Annotated in this window: 17 protein-coding genes; 14 read left to right on the plus strand and 3 right to left on the minus strand. The window is 73.3% G+C overall.

Translation table 11 applies throughout. The features are described 5' to 3' along the window. Positions 1-45: 45 nt before the first annotated feature. From AB0D29_RS22835 to AB0D29_RS22845, 3 genes are read left to right on the plus strand one after another with little or no spacing between them, the layout of a single operon-like run. On the plus strand, positions 46-1,380 hold the full coding sequence (locus AB0D29_RS22835; RefSeq protein WP_362856624.1) for an LLM class flavin-dependent oxidoreductase: 1,335 nt from the start codon (positions 46-48) through the stop codon (positions 1,378-1,380). Then, entirely contained in the window at positions 1,377-2,966 is a 1,590-nt protein-coding gene (locus AB0D29_RS22840; protein ID WP_362856625.1) for an FAD-binding protein, read from the plus strand. The genes AB0D29_RS22835 and AB0D29_RS22840 overlap by 4 nt, the downstream gene beginning before the upstream one ends. Further along, the gene (locus AB0D29_RS22845) at positions 2,963-3,316 is read left to right on the plus strand and encodes a ferredoxin family protein (protein ID WP_362856626.1); all 354 of its coding nucleotides are present in this window, start codon (positions 2,963-2,965) and stop codon (positions 3,314-3,316) included. The genes AB0D29_RS22840 and AB0D29_RS22845 overlap by 4 nt, the downstream gene beginning before the upstream one ends. Positions 3,317-3,431: 115 nt before the next feature. On the opposite strand, the gene AB0D29_RS22850 is transcribed toward AB0D29_RS22845, so the two are convergent. Further along, positions 3,432-4,352 (minus strand): NADP-dependent oxidoreductase, encoded by a 921-nt coding sequence (locus tag AB0D29_RS22850; RefSeq protein ID WP_362856792.1) that lies wholly within the window; start codon positions 4,350-4,352, stop codon positions 3,432-3,434. Between the two features lie 37 nt (positions 4,353-4,389). Next, positions 4,390-5,097 (minus strand): DUF2470 domain-containing protein, encoded by a 708-nt coding sequence (locus AB0D29_RS22855; protein WP_362856628.1) that lies wholly within the window; start codon positions 5,095-5,097, stop codon positions 4,390-4,392. A 157-nt stretch (positions 5,098-5,254) separates the two neighbouring features. Between AB0D29_RS22855 and AB0D29_RS22860 the strand changes: the two genes are divergently transcribed. The 4 genes from AB0D29_RS22860 (at position 5,255) to AB0D29_RS22875 (ending at position 8,023) form a co-directional block, all read left to right on the plus strand. After that, positions 5,255-5,650 carry a cell division protein SepF gene (locus tag AB0D29_RS22860; RefSeq protein WP_030721444.1) on the plus strand — a complete coding sequence of 132 codons (396 nt, stop codon included), beginning with the start codon at positions 5,255-5,257 and terminating at the stop codon, positions 5,648-5,650. 67 nt (positions 5,651-5,717) lie between these two features. After that, positions 5,718-7,028: an ATP-binding protein gene (locus AB0D29_RS22865; protein ID WP_362856630.1), complete on the plus strand. Its 1,311-nt coding sequence runs from the start codon at positions 5,718-5,720 to the stop codon at positions 7,026-7,028. Then, positions 7,025-7,414, plus strand: coding sequence for a nucleotide pyrophosphohydrolase (locus AB0D29_RS22870; protein WP_362856631.1), 390 nt, complete (start codon positions 7,025-7,027; stop codon positions 7,412-7,414). Before AB0D29_RS22865 ends, AB0D29_RS22870 begins: the two co-directional genes overlap by 4 nt. Positions 7,415-7,537: 123 nt before the next feature. Next, a complete protein-coding gene (locus AB0D29_RS22875; RefSeq protein WP_362856633.1) occupies positions 7,538-8,023 on the plus strand; it encodes a DUF6099 family protein in 486 nt (161 codons plus the stop codon). A gap of 66 nt (positions 8,024-8,089) precedes the next feature. On the opposite strand, the gene AB0D29_RS22880 is transcribed toward AB0D29_RS22875, so the two are convergent. Continuing rightward, a complete protein-coding gene (locus tag AB0D29_RS22880; RefSeq protein WP_362856805.1) occupies positions 8,090-8,344 on the minus strand; it encodes a hypothetical protein in 255 nt (84 codons plus the stop codon). A gap of 202 nt (positions 8,345-8,546) precedes the next feature. Here AB0D29_RS22880 and AB0D29_RS22885 point away from each other — a divergent pair, with 202 nt between their 5' ends. From AB0D29_RS22885 to argF, 7 genes are all read left to right on the plus strand, one after another. Further along, the gene (locus AB0D29_RS22885) at positions 8,547-9,473 is read left to right on the plus strand and encodes an LLM class F420-dependent oxidoreductase (protein ID WP_362856635.1); all 927 of its coding nucleotides are present in this window, start codon (positions 8,547-8,549) and stop codon (positions 9,471-9,473) included. Between the two features lie 10 nt (positions 9,474-9,483). Beyond that, entirely contained in the window at positions 9,484-10,425 is a 942-nt protein-coding gene (gene mmuM, locus AB0D29_RS22890; protein WP_362856636.1) for a homocysteine S-methyltransferase, read from the plus strand. Between the two features lie 58 nt (positions 10,426-10,483). Continuing rightward, positions 10,484-11,998, plus strand: a complete 1,515-nt coding sequence (locus AB0D29_RS22895) for a 3' terminal RNA ribose 2'-O-methyltransferase Hen1 (RefSeq protein WP_362856637.1) — start codon at positions 10,484-10,486, stop codon at positions 11,996-11,998. After that, a complete protein-coding gene (locus AB0D29_RS22900; RefSeq protein WP_362856639.1) occupies positions 11,995-14,577 on the plus strand; it encodes a polynucleotide kinase-phosphatase in 2,583 nt (860 codons plus the stop codon). The genes AB0D29_RS22895 and AB0D29_RS22900 overlap by 4 nt, the downstream gene beginning before the upstream one ends. Positions 14,578-14,818: 241 nt before the next feature. Beyond that, positions 14,819-15,295 carry a hypothetical protein gene (locus tag AB0D29_RS22905; protein ID WP_362856640.1) on the plus strand — a complete coding sequence of 159 codons (477 nt, stop codon included), beginning with the start codon at positions 14,819-14,821 and terminating at the stop codon, positions 15,293-15,295. Positions 15,296-15,341: 46 nt separating this feature from the next. Then, positions 15,342-16,568, plus strand: a complete 1,227-nt coding sequence (locus AB0D29_RS22910) for an arginine deiminase (protein WP_351287404.1) — start codon at positions 15,342-15,344, stop codon at positions 16,566-16,568. A gap of 127 nt (positions 16,569-16,695) precedes the next feature. Continuing rightward, the gene (gene argF / locus AB0D29_RS22915; protein WP_362856641.1) at positions 16,696-17,715 is read left to right on the plus strand and encodes an ornithine carbamoyltransferase; all 1,020 of its coding nucleotides are present in this window, start codon (positions 16,696-16,698) and stop codon (positions 17,713-17,715) included. The last annotated feature ends 25 nt before the right edge of the window (positions 17,716-17,740 follow it).

A 17,740-nucleotide genomic window follows, 5' to 3' on the forward strand; every position in this document is an offset into this window, starting at 1 on the left:
ACGGCCCCGCCCCGCTTCGCGCCACCTGACACACAAGGAACAGTCATGACCACCGCCCCCCGGACCCTCCACCTCAACGCCTTCCTCATGAACGCCGGGCACCACGACGCCGCCTGGCGCCACCCGGACAGCACCCCCGAACGGGTCACCGACCTGCGGTACTTCCAGGAACTGGCCCGCACCGCCGAGCGCGGACGGCTCGACTCCATCTTCTTCGCCGACGGACTCGCCCTCTGGGGCAAGGCCCGCTACAACGCCCTCGGCGGCTTCGAGCCGCTCACCCTGCTGTCCGCCATCGCCGCCGTCACCGAGCACATCGGGCTGATCGCGACCGTCTCCACCACCTTCAACGAGCCCTTCAACACCGCCCGGAAGTTCGCATCCCTCGACCACATCAGCGGTGGCCGCGCCGGCTGGAACATCGTCACCTCCGGCACCGTCGACGAGGCCCGCAACTTCAACCGCGACGAGCACCTGGCGCACAACCTCCGCTACGACCGCGCCCGCGAGTTCCTCGACGTCGCCACCAAGCTCTGGGACAGCTGGGAGGACGACGCGATCGTCCTCGACAAGGAGGCCGGCGTCTACGCCGACACCGACAAGCTCCACCCCGCCGCCCACCGCGGCGAGTACTTCGGTGTCGCCGGACCGCTCAACGTCCCGCGCTCGCCCCAGGGCCACCCGCTCCTCGTGCAGGCCGGCTCCTCCGAGGACGGCAAGGAGTTCGCCGCCCAGTACGCCGAGGCCGTCTTCACCGCCCAGCAGACCCTCGCGGACGGCCAGACCTTCTACAAGGACCTCAAGTCCCGCCTCGCCAAGTACGGCCGCACCGAGGGCGACCTGCTCGTCCTGCCCGGCATCGCCCCGGTCATCGGCTCCACCGAGGCCGAGGCCAAGGCCCTGGAGCAGCAGCTCACCGACCTCCAGGTGCCGGAGTACGGCCTCGCCCAGCTCTCCGGCATGCTCAACGTGGACCTGACGGGCCTGCCCCTCGACGGCCCGTTGCCCGACCTGCCCGAGGAGCGGGACGTCAACGGGAACAAGAGCCGCTTCACCCTCGTCGCCGAGCTCGCCCGCCGCGACGGCCTCACCCTGCGCGAGCTGATCGCCCGCCTCGGCGCCGGCCGCGGCCACCGCACCTTCGCGGGCACCCCCGAGCAGATCGCCGACCAGCTGGAGGAATGGTTCACGCAGGGCGCCGCCGACGGCTTCAACATCATGGCGCCCGTCCTGCCCACCGGCCTGACCGACTTCGTCGACCACGTCGTGCCGATCCTGCAGCGGCGCGGCCTGTTCCGCACCGAGTACACCGGCCGCACCCTCCGTGAGAACTACGGCCTGGCCCGGCCGGCCAACCGCCACACCAGGGGGAGCGCATGACCGATCACGTCACCGACGTCCTCGTCGTCGGCGGCGGACCGGCCGCCACCTGGGCCGCCCTCAAGGCGGCCCGGGCCGGGGCCCGGGTCGTCCTCGCGGACAAGGGCTACTGCGGCACGAGCGGCGCCACGGCCGCCGGCGGCACCGGCGTCTGGTACGTGCCGCCCGAGCCCGCCGCCCGCGAGGCGGCCATGGCCTCCCGCGAGGGCCTCGGCGGCTACCTGGCCGACCGGCGCTGGATGGCCCGCGTCCTCGACGAGACGTACGACCGGATGAACGAGCTGGCCACCGAGGGCCGCTACCCCTTCCCCACCGGGCCCGACGGCCGGCCGCTCCGCAACGGCCTCCAAGGCCCCGAGTACATGCGGCGGATGCGCATCCGGATCCGCCGCGCCGGGGTCCACGTCCTCGACCACAGCCCCGTCACCGAACTGCTCACCGACGCGGACGGCGCCGTCGCGGGCGCCGCCGGCTACCGCCGCCAGGCCCGGGAGCACTACCGGGTCCGGGCCGGCGCCGTGGTCCTCGCCACCGGCGGCTGCGCCTTCCTCAGCGGGGCGCTCGGCACCAACACCAACACCGGCGACGGCGCGCTCTTCGCCGCCGAGGCCGGGGCGGAGCTCTCCGGAATGGAGTTCTCCAACGCCTACGGGATCGCCCCCGAGGGTACTTCGGTGACCAAGACGGCCTTCTACTCCTTCGCCACCTTCTACCAGGAGGACGGCAGCGTGCTGGAGGGCGCGGCCAGCCAGGGCGGCCGCTCGGCGATCGCCCGCGAACTCCTCACGGGCGCCCGCGTGTACGCGCGCCTCGACCGCGCCGACGAGCCGGCCCGGGCCGCCATGCGCCTGGCCCAGCCCAACTTCTTCCTGACCTTCGACCGGCTCGGCATCGACCCCTTCACCGACCGTTTCGCCGTGACCCTGCTCGCCGAGGGCACGGTCCGCGGCACCGGCGGCATCCGGATCACCGGCGACGACTGCGCCACCGGCGTCCCGGGCCTGTACGCCGCCGGGGACGCGGCCACCCGCGAGGAGATCTGCGGCGGCTTCACCGGAGGCGGCAGCCACAACGCCGCCTGGGCCGTCTCCTCCGGCAGCTGGGCCGGCCGGGGCGCCGCCGCGCACGCCCTGTCCCTCGGTGCGGAACGGGCCGCCCGCCGCCCCGTCACCGGCGCCGGCGGAGCCGGGCTGCGCCCGACGGGACACCGGGCCGAGCCGGGCGGGCACCGCGCCGCCGTGGAACTCGTACAGGCTGAGGTGCTCCCGTACGACAAGAACTACCTGCGCCGCGGTGACGTCCTCGCCGCCTCGCTGCGGACCCTGGATTCGGCCTGGTCGCAGCTGCGGGCCACGCTCCACGGCGAGGGCGCGGAGCTGGTCAGGGCCCGGCAGGCGGCGGCGATGACGGCGCACGCGCGGTGGATGTACGCGGCCGCCCTCGCCCGGCCCGAGACCCGGGGGATGGCCAAGCGCCTGGACCATCCGCGGCAGGACCCGGCCCTGCACCACCGGATCCTGGTGGGCGGCCTGGACCGGGTGTGGACCCGGCCCGCGGCCCCGGCGGGCACGGGGGTGGCGGCGTGATCGAACTGGTCTCGCAGGAGCGGTGCATCACCTGCGACAAGTGCATCGAGGTGTGCCCGACGGACGTCTTCGAGCGCGGGCCCGGGGGGATCCCGCTGCTCGCCCGGCAGGAGGACTGCCAGACCTGCTTCCTGTGCGAGGCCAACTGCCCGGCGGACGCGCTGTTCGTCTCGCCGCTGACCCGCCCGGCGGGGGACGACCCGGCCGTACGGGACGAGGCGGGCCTGGCGGACCGCGGCCTGCTCGGCAGCTACCGGCGGGAGATCGGCTGGGGCGAGGGCCGCACGCCCGGGGCGCTCAGGGCGATCGGGCCGCCGCTGGGCGCAGACCTGCGGCCGATCACGTCCTGAGGCCGGGGGCGGTCCGGACGGACCCGGACCGCCCCCCGACGGTCCGGGTCCGTCCGGACCGCCGGCCATCGGGGCGGGACCGTGCCCCGCCCCTGCCGGCCCTCGTGTCAGACCGTCAGACCGTCAGGACGATCTTGCCGCGCGTGCGGCCCGCGGCGCTCAGCTCCCAGGCCCTGGCCGCCTCGGCGAGCGGCAGCGCGTGCTCGACGTTGACGGTGAGGCCGCCCGCGTCGGCCAGTTCCGCGAGGAAGGTCAGGTCGGCCGTGTCGGGGCGCACCCACAGCTGGTGGGCGCCCTTGGCGGCCGCCTGGTAGTCGGCGATGGAGACGACCCGGCCGCGCTCCTTGACCAGGGACTGCAGGGTCTCCACGACGTCGTCCCCGTAGAAGTCCAGGGCCGCGTCGACGCCTTCGGGCGCCAGCTCGCGGATCCGGTCCGCCAGGCCCTCCCCGTACAGCACCGGTTCGGCGCCGAGCCCGCGCAGGTAGTCGTGGTTGTGCGCGCCGGCCGTGCCGATGACCCGCAGGCCGAGCGCGACGGCGATCTGCACGCCGAAGGAGCCCGTGCCGCCCGCCGCGGAGTGGATGACGACGGTCTCGCCGGCCTTGACGTCCACACGGGTGAGGGACTGGTAGGCCGTGAGGCCGGCCAGCGGGATCCCCGCGGCCTGCTCGAAGCTCAGCGCGCGGGGCTTGCGGGCGAGGGTGCGGACGGGGGCGGTGACCAGTTCGGCGTAGGTACCGAGCTCCACCCACTCCTTGCGGACGTAGCCGTACACCTCGTCGCCCACGGCGTAGTCGAAGGTGTCCGGGCCGACCTCCTCGACGATCCCGGCGACGTCCCAGCCGGGTATGACGGGGTAGCGGACTTCGAGGATCGGGTCGAGGTATCCGGCGGCGAGCTTCCAGTCCACCGGATTGACCCCGGCGGCCTTGACGCGGACGAGGACCTCGCCCGGTCCCACCTTCGGCTTGGGTACGTCAACGAGCGTGAGGTCCGGGGCAGTTCCGTATGCGCTGTACGTGATGGCCTTCATGATCATTCGCAACAGGGCCCCGCCGGACCCTATTCCCTCACGCGGGCAGGGTGTTGCGGTGCGAGCTCCGGCGGGCGGCGGCGAAGAGCGCCTGGATCTGCGTACCGGACTGCTCGACGTCGTCGAGGGGGGAGGGGAAGGGCAGCGTCACGTCCCGGTGGCCGCGCCGCTCCTCCAGCCGCAGGGTGATCCCGTACCGGTCCATGGCGACCGGGAGCGCGCGCACGACGGTGGCGGTGGGCAGCGGCCGGACCAGGCGCAGCAGCAGGGTGACGAGGTCGTGGTGGTCGTCGAGGAGGTGCGTGAGCATGCCCGCCTCGTACGGGGCGAGAGGGTCGGGGCGGGCGGCCTCCAGCTCCTCGAGGCCGACGTACGCGAGGCCGTGCTCGGTTTCCAGGACGGCCTGGCCGAACTCCACGCAGGTGGAGTCGGCGGCCTCGTCCGAGTACGGGGTGAGCAGGCGGCCCAGCACGGTGACGCGGGCGCGCACCCGGTCGCGTACGGGGGTGGGGGCGATGTCGGTGAATTCCAGCCGGATCGTGGGCCGGTACTCGTCGTCGCCGCCCGGTTCGGCGGGGTGCAGGTGCAGCCGGCCCATCGGGTCGCTGCCGTCGAGGTGGCGGACCTCGGTGCGCCGTTCGTCGGTGATGAGCGTCATGGAGTGGGCGGCGGTCAGGATCGACCGGATTCGCTCGGCGTCGGTGGGCCGGGTGGCCGGGGTGGCGGGGGCACCGGACATGCGCATGCGGATCTCTCCATCGTCCGAGTAAGTTAGGCATGCCTAACCTAACTCATCTTGGGCTGCGAGAGTACCCGGCGTGGTTCGTGTCGCTGTTGGGCTGAACGGGTGAAACACGAGAGGATGGGGGGATGCACAAGAAGCGCGCGGCCGAGGCGGCCCGGTGAGCAGGTACGACGTCACCGACGAACAGTGGGAGGGGCTCGCGCAGGTGGTCCCCCTGCGCAGTCGCAACGAATGGCCCTCCCGGGTGGACCACCGCACGATTCCCAAGGCGCCCGGAGCGTCGGTGGCGGAGCAGCGGCGCTTCGTGGTGATCAGAGTTCAGATCTTCGCGGACGCGCGGGAGGTGGCGGAGTACCTGATCGCGCAGATCCCGGTGCTGCTCGACCTCACCGGCGCGGACAGCGAAGTGGCCAAGCGCATCCTGGACTTCAGCAGCGGCGTGGTCTTCGGGCTGGGCAGCGGGATGCACCGGGTGGACCGGAACGTCTTCCTGCTGGCGCCGGTGGGGACCGAGGTCGAGGGGATCGCGGCCGCGGCCGTCCCCCGATCGTAGGAAGGTCCCCGCGAGGGAACGGTTCGCCGGGTCCACGGGGGGTCCGGCGGCCCGTACCGTCCCGCGCATGGACGCCACCTTGGACGCGGCGGTGGGCCCCGCCCCCGCCGCACTCGCCCCCGACACCGAACCCGACGCCGGCCCCGACGCCGCGTTAGCCGCGGGCGCTCCGGCCCACGGCGATTCGGCCCACACCCCCACCGTTCCCGCGCAGGCCGCGCCGACGCGCGCCGAGCCCGCGCGGCAGCCGCCGCACCGGCGGCCCGTGGTCACCGAGCTGCGGCTCTCCGCCTTCGGGCCGCACCGGGCGGCGGCCTTCCCGCTCGGACCCGTCACCCTCTTCGCCGGGCCGAGCGGCAGCGGCAAGTCCCAGGCCCTGGCCGCCTACGAGGCCCTGGCGGGGCTGGGTTGCGGCGCCACCCTGGCGGAGGCCTTCCCGGACCCGCGCGCCCGCATCCCCGACCTGGCCGTACCCGACGCCCAGCGGCGGCGCGGGTTCCGCCTCGGCTGCACGGTCGACGGCCCCGCCGGCCCGGTCCGGCTCGACCTCGCCGTCCAGGCCGAGCCCGCGCTGCGGATCGTCGGCGAACGGCTCTCGCAGGACGGGCAGATCCTGCTCGCCACCGCCCTGCGCGACCCCGGCCGGCGCTCCGTTCAGGCCGCCTGGCTGACCGGCGGTGCCATCGGCGTCACCCGGGCCCCGCTGCCCGACGACCGGCTCGGCACCGCCCTCCTCCCGCTGCGCGTCGCCGGCTCCACGGCCGGCCAGCGACAGGTCCTGGCCGCCGCCGAGCAGGTCGTGGTGGCCCTGCGCTCGGTGTTCCCCTGCGACCCCCGCCCGGACCGGATGCGCGCCGCCGTCCCGCCCGGGGAGGGCCGGCTGCTCGGCGACTGCGCCAACCTGGCCGACGTACTGCGCCGGACCCGCCACGAATGCGGCACCCGCCACGCGATGCTGGCCGGAGCGGCCCGCACCGGCTGCGCCGGGCCCGTCGCCGGCCTCGACGTACGGGCCCCCGCGGGCGGCGGAGCGGTCACGGCCGTACTGGACCGCGGCCCCGCCCGGCCCGCCACGGAACTGGCCCGCCTCGGCGCGGGCGAACTGCGCTTCCTCGCACTGGCACTGGTCCTGCTGACCGGCCCGGGAGTGCTGGCCATGGATCCGGCCGCCGAACTGCTCTCCGCCCAGCAGGCCCTGACCGTGCTGGCCGACGGCTTCGACCGCGGCCTGGACCGGCGCCAGAGCGCCGAGCTGCTGCGCCTCGCCCTGCTGTCCGGGGCGCGCGGCCACATCCGGCTGGTGGCGGCGGTGGGGGAGGACACCGCGGCGGCCGCCCGCCGCCTCCCGGGCGTCGCGATGGTAGACCTGACGGCATGAACGAGACCCAGGAGCCGCGTCCCGAGCGGCGTCCCGACGAACGGCTGGACCGATTGCAGCGCCGGCTCGCGGAGTTCGCGGCCGCCCGCGGCTGGGAGCCGTACCACACACCCAAGAACCTGGCCGTGGCGCTGAGCGTGGAGGCGGCCGAACTGGTCGAGATCTTCCAGTGGCTGACACCGGAACAGTCGGCGAAGGTCATGGAGAAGCCGGAAACCGCCCACCGCGTGGCCGATGAGGTGGCCGACGTGCTCGCGTATCTGCTGCAGTTCTGTGAGGTCCTCGGGGTGGATGTGCTGGATGCGCTCGCCGCGAAGATCGAGAGGAACGAACTCCGCTTCCCTGTGACCGGTACACCGACACCGAATCGTCACTCTTCGGAGTGATGGACTCATCCACAATCACGTTTGTGTCCACATTTTCCGAATACCCCTGGCTTTACTGGCTTGTTGCCCTCACTCTGGGTAGTGGTGAGGACGGCGGGATGTCGTGCGGACGGGGGACGGCATATGGATGCGGTACGGCTCATCGCGGCCGGCCGGCACGCGCTGGCACAGAGTGGGGCTGCGTGGGACATCGTGGGCGAGGCCTGGCAGGCCCAGGCGCTCGCGCAGGGGATCGGGAGCTGGCTGGCGGTCACCGGACCGCCGGAGCTGAGATCGGAGGCACGGGGACTGGGGGAAGCGGGAGGCAGAGGATGCGGGGTGATCGACAGAGCCGCCCTGCGCGGCGAGGGCAGCGCGCCCGAGTATCCGGCGCGGGCGGCGCAGCTGGGCGCGGTCTCGGATGTCCGCCAGGCGCTGCTCGGGCTTCAGGCGCTGCTGGGCGAAGTGGGGATAGCCCTGGTCGGGGTGGCCTGCGGGACGGACGACGAGACCCTGTACTGGCAGTGCATAGAGTCGATCGACGCGGCTGACGAGTCGAGCGACAGGGTACGGGCGATCCTGCGCCGCATGGTGGTCCGCGAGCGGGGATCCGCCTCGGGCGTGGCCTGAGGGGACGCCTCCGGCGGCGCGGGTGAGGCGAGTGGGGTCCCGCCGTGCGCGGCGGGACCCGCACGGTCAGGACGCCCGGTAGGACGGGCTCCCGCCCTCGGCGGTGCGGTCCGTGGAGGACTGGAGATCGGCGTCGAGCTGGGAGAGGTCGGCGTTCAGCGCCGCCATCAGCTCTTCCATCTGCTGGAGCAGGCCCTTCGGCGCGCCGCCGCCCTGGGCGGGTACCGCGGGCGCCTGGTGTGCGTACTCCTGTGCTGCCTGTCCGGCCGGTCCGTTCGGTCCGGTCTGTCGGGGGGTCTCCGGCACGGCCTCGTGGGACATGGCGGCCTCCTCGGCCCTGGCCCTTCCAAGGCGGAAGGGGGCGGTGGACGCACCGGCGGGAGTCCGCCGGCGCGCGGGCCGGGCGGTCCGGCTCCGTCCGAGGAAACGATCCCCATCCGGGCCGGTCACTGGCGGCGTCCCGGGTGGACCGTCCGGTTGACGCAGATTCACCCTGCCGGGGCGGGAAGGGCAGGATGGGTACATGGATCTGCGCATTTTCACCGAGCCGCAGCAGGGTGCGAGCTACGACACCCTCCTGACCGTCGCCAAGGCCACCGAGGACCTGGGCTTCGACGCCTTCTTCCGCTCCGACCACTATCTGAAGATGGGTTCCGCCGACGGCCTGCCCGGCCCCACCGACGCCTGGATCACCCTCGCCGGCCTGGCCCGAGAGACCAAGCGGATCCGGCTGGGCACGCTGATGACCGCCGGCACCTTCCGGCTGCCCGGCGTCCTCGCCATCCAGGTGGCGCAGGTGGACCAGATGTCCGGCGGCCGCGTCGAACTGGGCCTGGGCGCGGGCTGGTTCGAGGAGGAGCACAAGGCCTACGGGATCCCCTTCCCCGCGGACCGGATGTCCCGGCTGGAGGAACAGCTGGCCATCGTCACCGGAATGTGGGCCACCGAGCCCGGCGCCACCTTCGACTTCGCGGGCCGCCACTACCAGGTGGAGAACTCGCCCGCGCTGCCCAAGCCCGCGCAGGCCAAGGTCCCCGTCCTCATCGGCGGCCACGGCGCCAAGCGCACCCCGCGGCTCGCCGCGCGCTACGCGTCCGAGTTCAACATGCCGTTCGCGTCGGTCGCCGACAGCGAGCGGCAGTTCGGCCGCGTCCGGGAGGCGGCCGAGGAGGCCGGCCGCAAGCCCGACGACCTCGTCTACTCCAACGCCCTCGTCGTGTGCGTGGGCAAGGACGACGCGGAGGTGGCCCGCCGGGCCGCCGCCATCGGCCGGGACGTGGACGAGCTCAAGGCCAACGGCCTGGCCGGCTCCCCGGCCGAGGTCGTCGAGAGGATCGGCGCCTACGCGGCCGCCGGTTCCTCCCGCGTCTACCTCCAGCTGCTCGACCTCGACGACCTGGACCACCTGGAGCTGATCTCCGCCCAGGTGCTCTCCCAGCTCGGTCGGTAGGAGCAGCCCCGTGCCACGCGCGTCCGGCCCGCTCGCCGAGGCCCTCGGCCGCAGGACCGTGATCCTGGACGGCGGTCTGAGCAACCAGCTCGCCGACCAGGGCTGCGACCTGTCCGGCGGCCTCTGGACGGGCCGGGTGCTCGCCGAGCGGCCCGACCAGGTGGAGGCCGCCCACACGGCGTACGCGCGGGCCGGCGCCGAGGTGCTGACCACCGCCGGCTACCAGGTCGGCTACGGGGCCTTCGCCGCCCACGGGTACGACCGCGCCGCGACCACCGCCCTGCTGCACCGCAGCGTCGCCCTCGCCGCCCGCGCGGCCGAGGCCGCCGACCACGACGTGTGGGTGGCCGCCTCGGTGGGCCCGTACGGGGCGGTGCTCGCGGACGGCTCCGAGTACCGCGGCCGGTACGGCCTGAGCGTGCGCGAGCTCACCGCCTTCCACCGCCCCCGCATCGAGGCCCTGCTCGACGCCGGCCCCGACGTCCTCGCCGTGGAGACCCTCCCCGACCCGGACGAGGCCGAGGCCGTGCTCGCCGTCCTCGCGGAAACCGGCGCCCGGGCCTGGCTCGGCTACACCGTGGCGGACGGCCGCACCCGCTCCGGCGCGCCCCTGCGCGCGGCCTTCGCCCTCGCCGCGGACGCCCCGGAGATCATCGCGCTCGGCGTCAACTGCTGTGACCCGGCCGAGGTCCTGCCCGCCCTCGAAGCGGCCGCCGCCACCACCCGCAAGCCGCTCCTGGCCTACCCCAACGACGGCTCCGTCTGGGACGCCGCCACCCTCACCTGGCACACCCCCGAGACCCCGGCCCCCTGGCCCACCCGCGCCTGGCACCGCGCCGGCGCCCGCCTCATCGGCGGCTGCTGCCGCATCGGCCCCACCGGGATCGCCGCCCTGGCCACCGCAGTCCACCCCCGGGAGGGCCGGGACGCCCCCGGCGAGGGTCCGGCCTGACTCCCGCCCCCGGAAAACGAGAGGCGCTCAGCGGCGGTGACCAGCAACAATCGGTCGTGTGTTCCTGACGATCTCCACCACCGGCTCCCCTGAACGATCCGCCACCGACCTGGGCTACCTGCTGCACAAGCATCCCGGGAAGACGCAGGCGTTCTCCACCTCCCACGGCACCGCCCACGTGTTCTACCCCGAGGCCACGGCCGAACGGTGCACGGCGGCCATGCTGCTGGAGGTGGATCCCGTCGCACTCGTGCGGCGCGGTCAGGGCAAGGGCCGGGGCGGAGCCCCCGACGCCGCGCTCGCGCAGTACGTCAACGACCGTCCGTACGCCGCCTCCTCGCTGCTCGCCGTCGCGCTCAGCGGAGTCTTCCGCACCGCCCTCAAGGGCCAGTGCGCCCTCCGTCCGGAACTCCCGGAGCGGGCGCTGCCGCTGCGCATCGAGATCCCGGTGCTGCCCGCACGCGGCGGGGCCGCGCTCGTGCACCGGCTGTTCGACCCGCTCGGCTGGGACCTCGTACAGGCCGAGGCCCTACCGCTCGACGAGCAGTTCCCCGAGTGGGGCGACTCGCGCTACGTACGGCTCGTCCTGGAGGGGGAGCTGCGCCTGGCCGACGCCCTGCGCCAGCTCTACGTGCTGCTGCCGGTCCTCGACGACGCCAAGCACTACTGGATCGCCCCCGACGAGGTCGACAAGCTGCTGCGCGCCGGAGACGGCTGGCTCGCCACCCACCCCGAGAACGGGCTGATCAGCGCCCGCTACCTGGCCCGCCACAAGCGGCTGACCCAGGACGCCATCGAGCGCCTGGAGCTGGTCCGCCTCGCCGAGGCCGACGGCAGCGAGGTCGAGGAGCTCGACAACGCCGTGGACGAGACGCGGGACACCGAGGAGCGGCCCGTGCCGCTCGCGGTGCAGCGGCGCGAGGCGATCCTCGCCGCGCTGCGCGCCGCGGGTGCCCAGCGGGTGCTGGACCTCGGCTGCGGACAGGGCCAGCTGGTGCAGGCCCTGCTCAAGGACCCCGCGTACACCGAGATCATCGGCATGGACGTGTCCGTACGGGCCCTGAACACGGCCGCCCGGCGACTGCGCCTGGAGCGGCTGGGCGAGCGGCAGAGCTCGCGCGTCACCCTCCTGCAGGGCTCGCTCGCCTACACCGACAAGCGGCTGGCCGGCTACGACGCGGCCGTGCTCAGCGAGGTCATCGAGCACCTGGACCTGGAGCGGCTGCCCGCTTTGGAGTACGTGGTGTTCGGCTCGGCCCGCCCCCGCACGGTCCTCGTGACCACCCCGAACGTCGAGTACAACGTCCGCTGGGAGACCCTGCCCGCCGGGCACGTCCGGCACGGCGACCACCGCTTCGAGTGGACCCGCGAGGAGTTCCGCGCCTGGGCCGGCTCCGTGGCGGCGCGCCACGGGTACGAGGTCGCGTACGTCCCCGTCGGCGACGACGACCCCGAGGTCGGCCCGCCGACCCAGATGGCCGTCTTCACCCAGACCGACACGACCACCGACACGACCACCGCCACCGACACCGCCACCGCCACCGACACCCCGAAGGAGGGCGAGGCAGCATGACCACCGAGACCGAGACCGAGACCGAGACCGAGAACCGGACCCACCGCACCCGCGTACTTCCCGTCACCGACCTGTCCCTCGTCGTCCTGATCGGGGCCACCGGATCGGGCAAGTCCACCTTCGCCCGCAAGCACTTCAAGCCGACCGAGGTCATCTCCTCCGACTACTGCCGCGGCCTGGTCTCCGACGACGAGAACGACCAGGGCGCGAGCCGCGACGCCTTCGACGTCCTGCACTACATCGCGGGCAAACGCCTCGCCGCCGGCCGCCTCACCGTCGTCGACGCCACCAGCGTCCAGGCCGACGCCCGCCGTCAGCTGGTCAGCCTCGCCCGCGAGCACGACGTCCTGCCCATCGCCATCGTCCTGGACCTGCCCGAACAGGTCTGCGCCGAGCGCAACGCGGCCCGCCCCGACCGGGCCGGACTGCCCCGCGCCGTCATCCAGCGCCACCGCCGCGACCTGCGGCGCTCGCTGCGCGGCCTGGAGCGCGAGGGCTTCCGCAAGGTCCACGTCCTGCGCACCGTCGAGGAGGCCGAGACCGCCGAGGTGGTCCTGGAGAAGCGCTTCAACGACCTCACCCACCTCACCGGCCCCTTCGACATCGTCGGTGACATCCACGGCTGCTCCTCCGAGCTGGAGACCCTGCTCGCCAAGCTCGGCTACGAGGACGGCGTCCACCCCGAGGGCCGCACGGCCGTCTTCGTCGGCGACCTCGTCGACCGCGGCCCGGACAGCCCCGGCGTGCTGCGCCGCGTCATGGGCATGGTGAAGTCCGGCAACGCCCTGTGCGTGCCCGGCAACCACGAGAACAAGCTCGGCCGCCACCTCAAGGGCTCCAAGGTCCAGCGGACCCACGGCCTCGCCGAGACCATCGAGCAGCTGGAGCAGGAGCCGGCGGAGTTCGTCGAGGAGGTACGGGAGTTCATCCGCGGCCTGGTCAGCCACTACGTCCTCGACGGCGGCAAGCTGGTGGTCTGCCACGCCGGCCTGCCCGAGAAGTACCACGGCCGCACCTCCGGCCGGGTCCGCTCGCACGCCCTGTACGGGGACACCACCGGCGAGACGGACGAGTTCGGCCTGCCCGTGCGCTACCCGTGGGCGGAGGACTACCGGGGCAAGGCCGTCGTGGTCTACGGCCACACCCCGGTCCCGAACACCGCCTGGATCAACAACACCATCTGTCTCGACACCGGAGCCGTCTTCGGCGGGAAGATGACCGCGCTGCGCTGGCCGGAGCGCGAACTGGTCGACGTACCGGCCGAGAAGGTCTGGTACGAGCCGACGCGCCCGCTCGCCGCCGAGGCGCCGGGCGGGCACGACGGGCGCCCGCTCGACCTGGCCGACGTGCACGGCCGCCGGGTCGTGGAGACCCGGCACCTGGGCAACGTCAACGTGCGCGAGGAGAACGCGGCGGCGGCCCTGGAGGTCATGAGCCGCTTCGCGGTGGACCCGCGGCTGGTCCCGTACCTGCCGCCGACCATGGCGCCGACGGCGACCTCGCGGGAGGACGGCTACCTGGAGCACCCGGCCGAGGCCTTCGCGCAGTACCGCGCGGACGGCGTCGCCCAGGTCGTGTGCGAGGAGAAGCACATGGGCTCCCGCGCCACCGTCCTGGTCTGCAAGGACGCCGACGCGGCCCGCGAGCGCTTCGGCGTCGAAGGCCCGACCGGCTCCGTCTACACCCGCACCGGGCGGCCCTTCTTCAAGGATCCGGAGGTCACCGAGGAGGTCCTCACCCGGCTCCGCTCGGCGGTCACCGACGCCGGCCTCTGGGAGGAGCTCGGCACGGACTGGCTGCTCCTCGACGGGGAACTGCTGCCCTGGTCCCTGAAGTCCGGCGGACTGCTGCGCAACCAGTACGCCGCCGTGGGCGCGGCCTCGGGCGCCGTCTTCCCGGACGCGATCGCCGCCCTGGAGGCGGCCGCCGCCCGGGGCATGGACACCGGGGAGCTGTTGGAGCGCCAGCGCGGCCGGGCGGCCGACGCGGCCGCCTTCACCGACGCGTACCGCCGCTACTGCTGGACCACCGACGGGCTGGACGGCGTACGGTTCGCGCCCTTCCAGCTGCTGGCGGCGGCCGGCCGGTCGCTGGCCGCCGTGCCCCACGACGAGCAGCTGTTCTGGCTGGACCGCCTCGTCGCCGCCGACGAGGCGGCAGGGACGGGGCTGCTGCGCCGCACCGGCCGGATCCTGGTGGACACCGCCGACGAGGACTCCGTACGGGCGGGCACCGACTGGTGGCTGGAGCTGACGGCCGCCGGGGGCGAGGGCATGGTGGTCAAGCCCCTCCAGGCGTACGCCCGGGACGGGAAGGGCCGCCTGGTGCAGCCCGGGGTCAAGGTGCGCGGACGCGAGTACCTGCGGATCATCTACGGTCCGGAGTACACCCGTGCGGACCACCTGGAGCGGCTGCGCGAGCGCTTCCTCGGACACAAGCGCTCGCTCGCCCTGCGCGAGTACGCGCTCGGGCTCGAGGCGCTGGACCGGCTGGCGGCCGGGGAGCCGCTGTGGCGGGTCCACGAGGCCGTCTTCGCGGTGCTCGCCCTGGAGTCGGAGCCGGTGGACCCGCGGCTCTGAGGGGAGCGGGCCGCTGAGGGGAGCGGGCCTCCGCCGCGACCGGGCCGGGCCGCGTCAGCACGACCCGTAAAGGGGTGGCCCCCGTACGGCCGCTAATTAGGTCGTATGGGGGAACTTTCGCGGAGAACTCCGGGAAACCCACCGGCGGGATCGTTCATCCAGGGCAGCGGAATGTCCGCGACCCTGGAAGGACGGAACGTCACTTATGAAGATGACCGCGCGCGGAAGCATTGCGGCGCTCATGACCTGTATGGCCGCGGCCGGCGCGGCCACCCCGGCCGCGGCGGACTCGGTGCCGGTCGGTGTGCCGCTGGACGCCGTGAAGACCACGCTGGGCGTGGACACCCCGCGCGTGGGCACGGGCGTGCCGATGCCGGTCGTGGGAGCGCCCGAGGCGCCCCGCTTCCACAAGGGGGACATGCTCCCGACCCCGCTGCTCCCGGTGGTCCCGATCGGCACCGAGCTCGGCAGCACCCTCGTCACCTCCCCGGTGCCGAACCTGCTGGGCAAGCCGGAGACTGACGGCGAGGGTTCCGTGGAGGCCCCGGCCACCGGCCTGCTCGCCCGGACCCCCGGGCTGGTCGCCGGCGGTCTGCTGACGATGCCGGACGCCTCCAACTCCGGGATCCCGAACCTGGCCGCGCCCGAACTGGGCCTGACCACCCCGGAACTGACCGGCGCCCCGTCGGCGCTTCTCGGCCTCGGCACCCCTCGCTGAGCGGACGCCACGTCAAAAAGCCGCCCGGTCTGCGAACGTGTACGGCATGGGATTCCATGTCGACTCCGAGACCGGGCGGCTTCGCCGCGTCATCCTCCACCGGCCCGACCTGGAGCTGAAGCGGCTCACACCGAGCAACAAGGACGCGCTCCTCTTCGACGACGTGCTGTGGGTGCGCCGGGCCCGCCAGGAGCACGACGGCTTCGCGGACGTGCTGCGGGACCGGGGCGTGGAGGTCCACCTCTTCGGGGACCTGCTGTGCGAGGCCCTCGAGATCCCGGAGGCGAGACACCTCGTACTGGACCGGGTCTTCGACGAGAAGGAGTACGGGCCGCTCGCCACCGACCACCTGAGGTCCGTCTTCGACGGACTGCCCTCGGCCGAGCTGGCGGAGGCGCTGGTCGGCGGGATGACCAAGCGGGAGTTCCTGGAGCGGCACGCCGAGCCGGTGTCCGTGCGCTTCCACGCCCTGGACACCGACGGCTTCCTGCTCGGGCCGCTGCCCAACCACCTCTTCACCCGTGACACCTCCGCCTGGATCTACGACGGGGTGTCCATCAACGCGATGCGCTGGCCGGCCCGGCAGCGCGAGACCGTCCACTTCGAGGCGATCTACAAGCACCACCCGCTCTTCACCACCTCAGGTGCCTTCCACTACTGGTCGCAGGGGCAGGCGGACTATCCCTCGACCATCGAGGGCGGTGACGTGCTGGTCATCGGCAACGGCGCGGTGCTGATCGGGATGAGCGAGCGCACCACGCCGCAGGCGGTGGAGATGCTGGCGCGGGGCCTGTTCGCCGCGGGCTCGGCCACCACCATCGTGGCGCTGGACATGCCGAAGAGCCGGGCCTTCATGCACCTGGACACGGTGATGACGATGGTGGACGGAGATACGTTCACTCAGTACGCGGGGCTCGGCATGCTCCGTTCCTACACGATCGAGCCGGGCGCCGGTCCGCAGGAGCTGAAGGTGACCGACCACCCGGCGGAGCACATGCACCGGGCCATCGCGGCGGCGCTCGGCCTGGACTCGATCCGGGTGCTGACCGCGACGCAGGACGTGCACTCGGCGGAGCGCGAGCAGTGGGACGACGGGTGCAACGTGCTGGCCGTGGAGCCGGGGGTGGTGGTCGCGTACGAGCGGAACGTGACGACCAACACGCACCTGCGCAAGCAGGGCATCGAGGTGATCGAGATCCCGGGCAGCGAACTGGGCCGGGGCCGGGGCGGTCCGCGCTGCATGAGCTGTCCGGTGGAGCGGGACGCGGTCTGAGGCCCCGGGCGGCCACCGGCCCGGGAGAGGGGGGCGGGGGGAGATGGGGAAGGGGTCTCTGTATATCAATACAGAGGATCGTATAGACTTCCAACACCCCCTGTCACCGTGACGCTGGAGCGACCCCATGGCCACCGACCTCGCCGGCCGCAGTTTTCTCAAGGAGCTCGACTTCACGGCCGCCGAGTTCCGCGGCCTGATCGAGCTCGCCGCCGAACTGAAGGCGGCCAAGAAGGCCGGGGTCGAGCAGCGCCTCCTCCAGGGCAGGAACATCGCGCTGATCTTCGAGAAGACCTCGACGCGGACCCGCTGCGCCTTCGAGGTCGCCGCCGCGGACCAGGGCGCCCACACCACCTACCTCGACCCCGCCGGCTCCCAGATGGGTCACAAGGAGTCGGTCAAGGACACCGCGCGGGTGCTGGGCCGGATGTTCGACGGGATCGAGTACCGGGGTGACAGCCAGCAGGCCGTCGAGGAGCTCGCCGCCCACTCGGGCGTCCCCGTCTTCAACGGCCTCACCGACGACTGGCACCCGACCCAGATGCTGGCCGACCTGCTCACCATGACCGAGCACACCGCCAAGCCGCTGGACGGGATCGCCTTCGCCTACCTCGGCGACGCCCGCTTCAACATGGGCAACTCGTACCTGGTGACCGGCGCGCTGCTGGGCATGGACGTACGGATCGTCGCGCCCAGGGCCTACTGGCCGGCCGAGCCGGTGGTGGCCGCGGCGCGGGAGCTCGCGGAGGGCAGCGGCGCCCGCATCACCCTGACCGAGGAGGTCGCCGAGGGGGTCGCGCAGGCGGACTTCGTGGTGACCGACATCTGGGTGTCCATGGGCGAGCCCAAGGAGGTCTGGGACGAGCGGATCGCGGCCCTGTCCCCGTACGCCGTGACCATGGACGTGCTGCGGGCCACCGGGAACCCGGACGTGAAGTTCATGCACTGCCTGCCGGCCTTCCATGACCTCGGCACCAAGGTGGCCCGTGAGATCCACGAGCGGCACGGGCTCGCGTCCCTGGAGGTGACCGACGAGGTGTTCGAGTCGGCGCACTCCGTCGTCTTCGACGAGGCCGAGAACCGGCTGCACACCATCAAGGCCGTACTCGTCGCCACGCTCGGCCGGCCCGCCCTCGGTGACGCATAGTCATACGTCGGCGGGGCGGGCTCGC

Origin of the sequence: Streptomyces sp. NPDC048424 (genome assembly GCF_040651555.1) — a bacterium.
Taxonomy (GTDB): domain Bacteria; phylum Actinomycetota; class Actinomycetes; order Streptomycetales; family Streptomycetaceae; genus Streptomyces.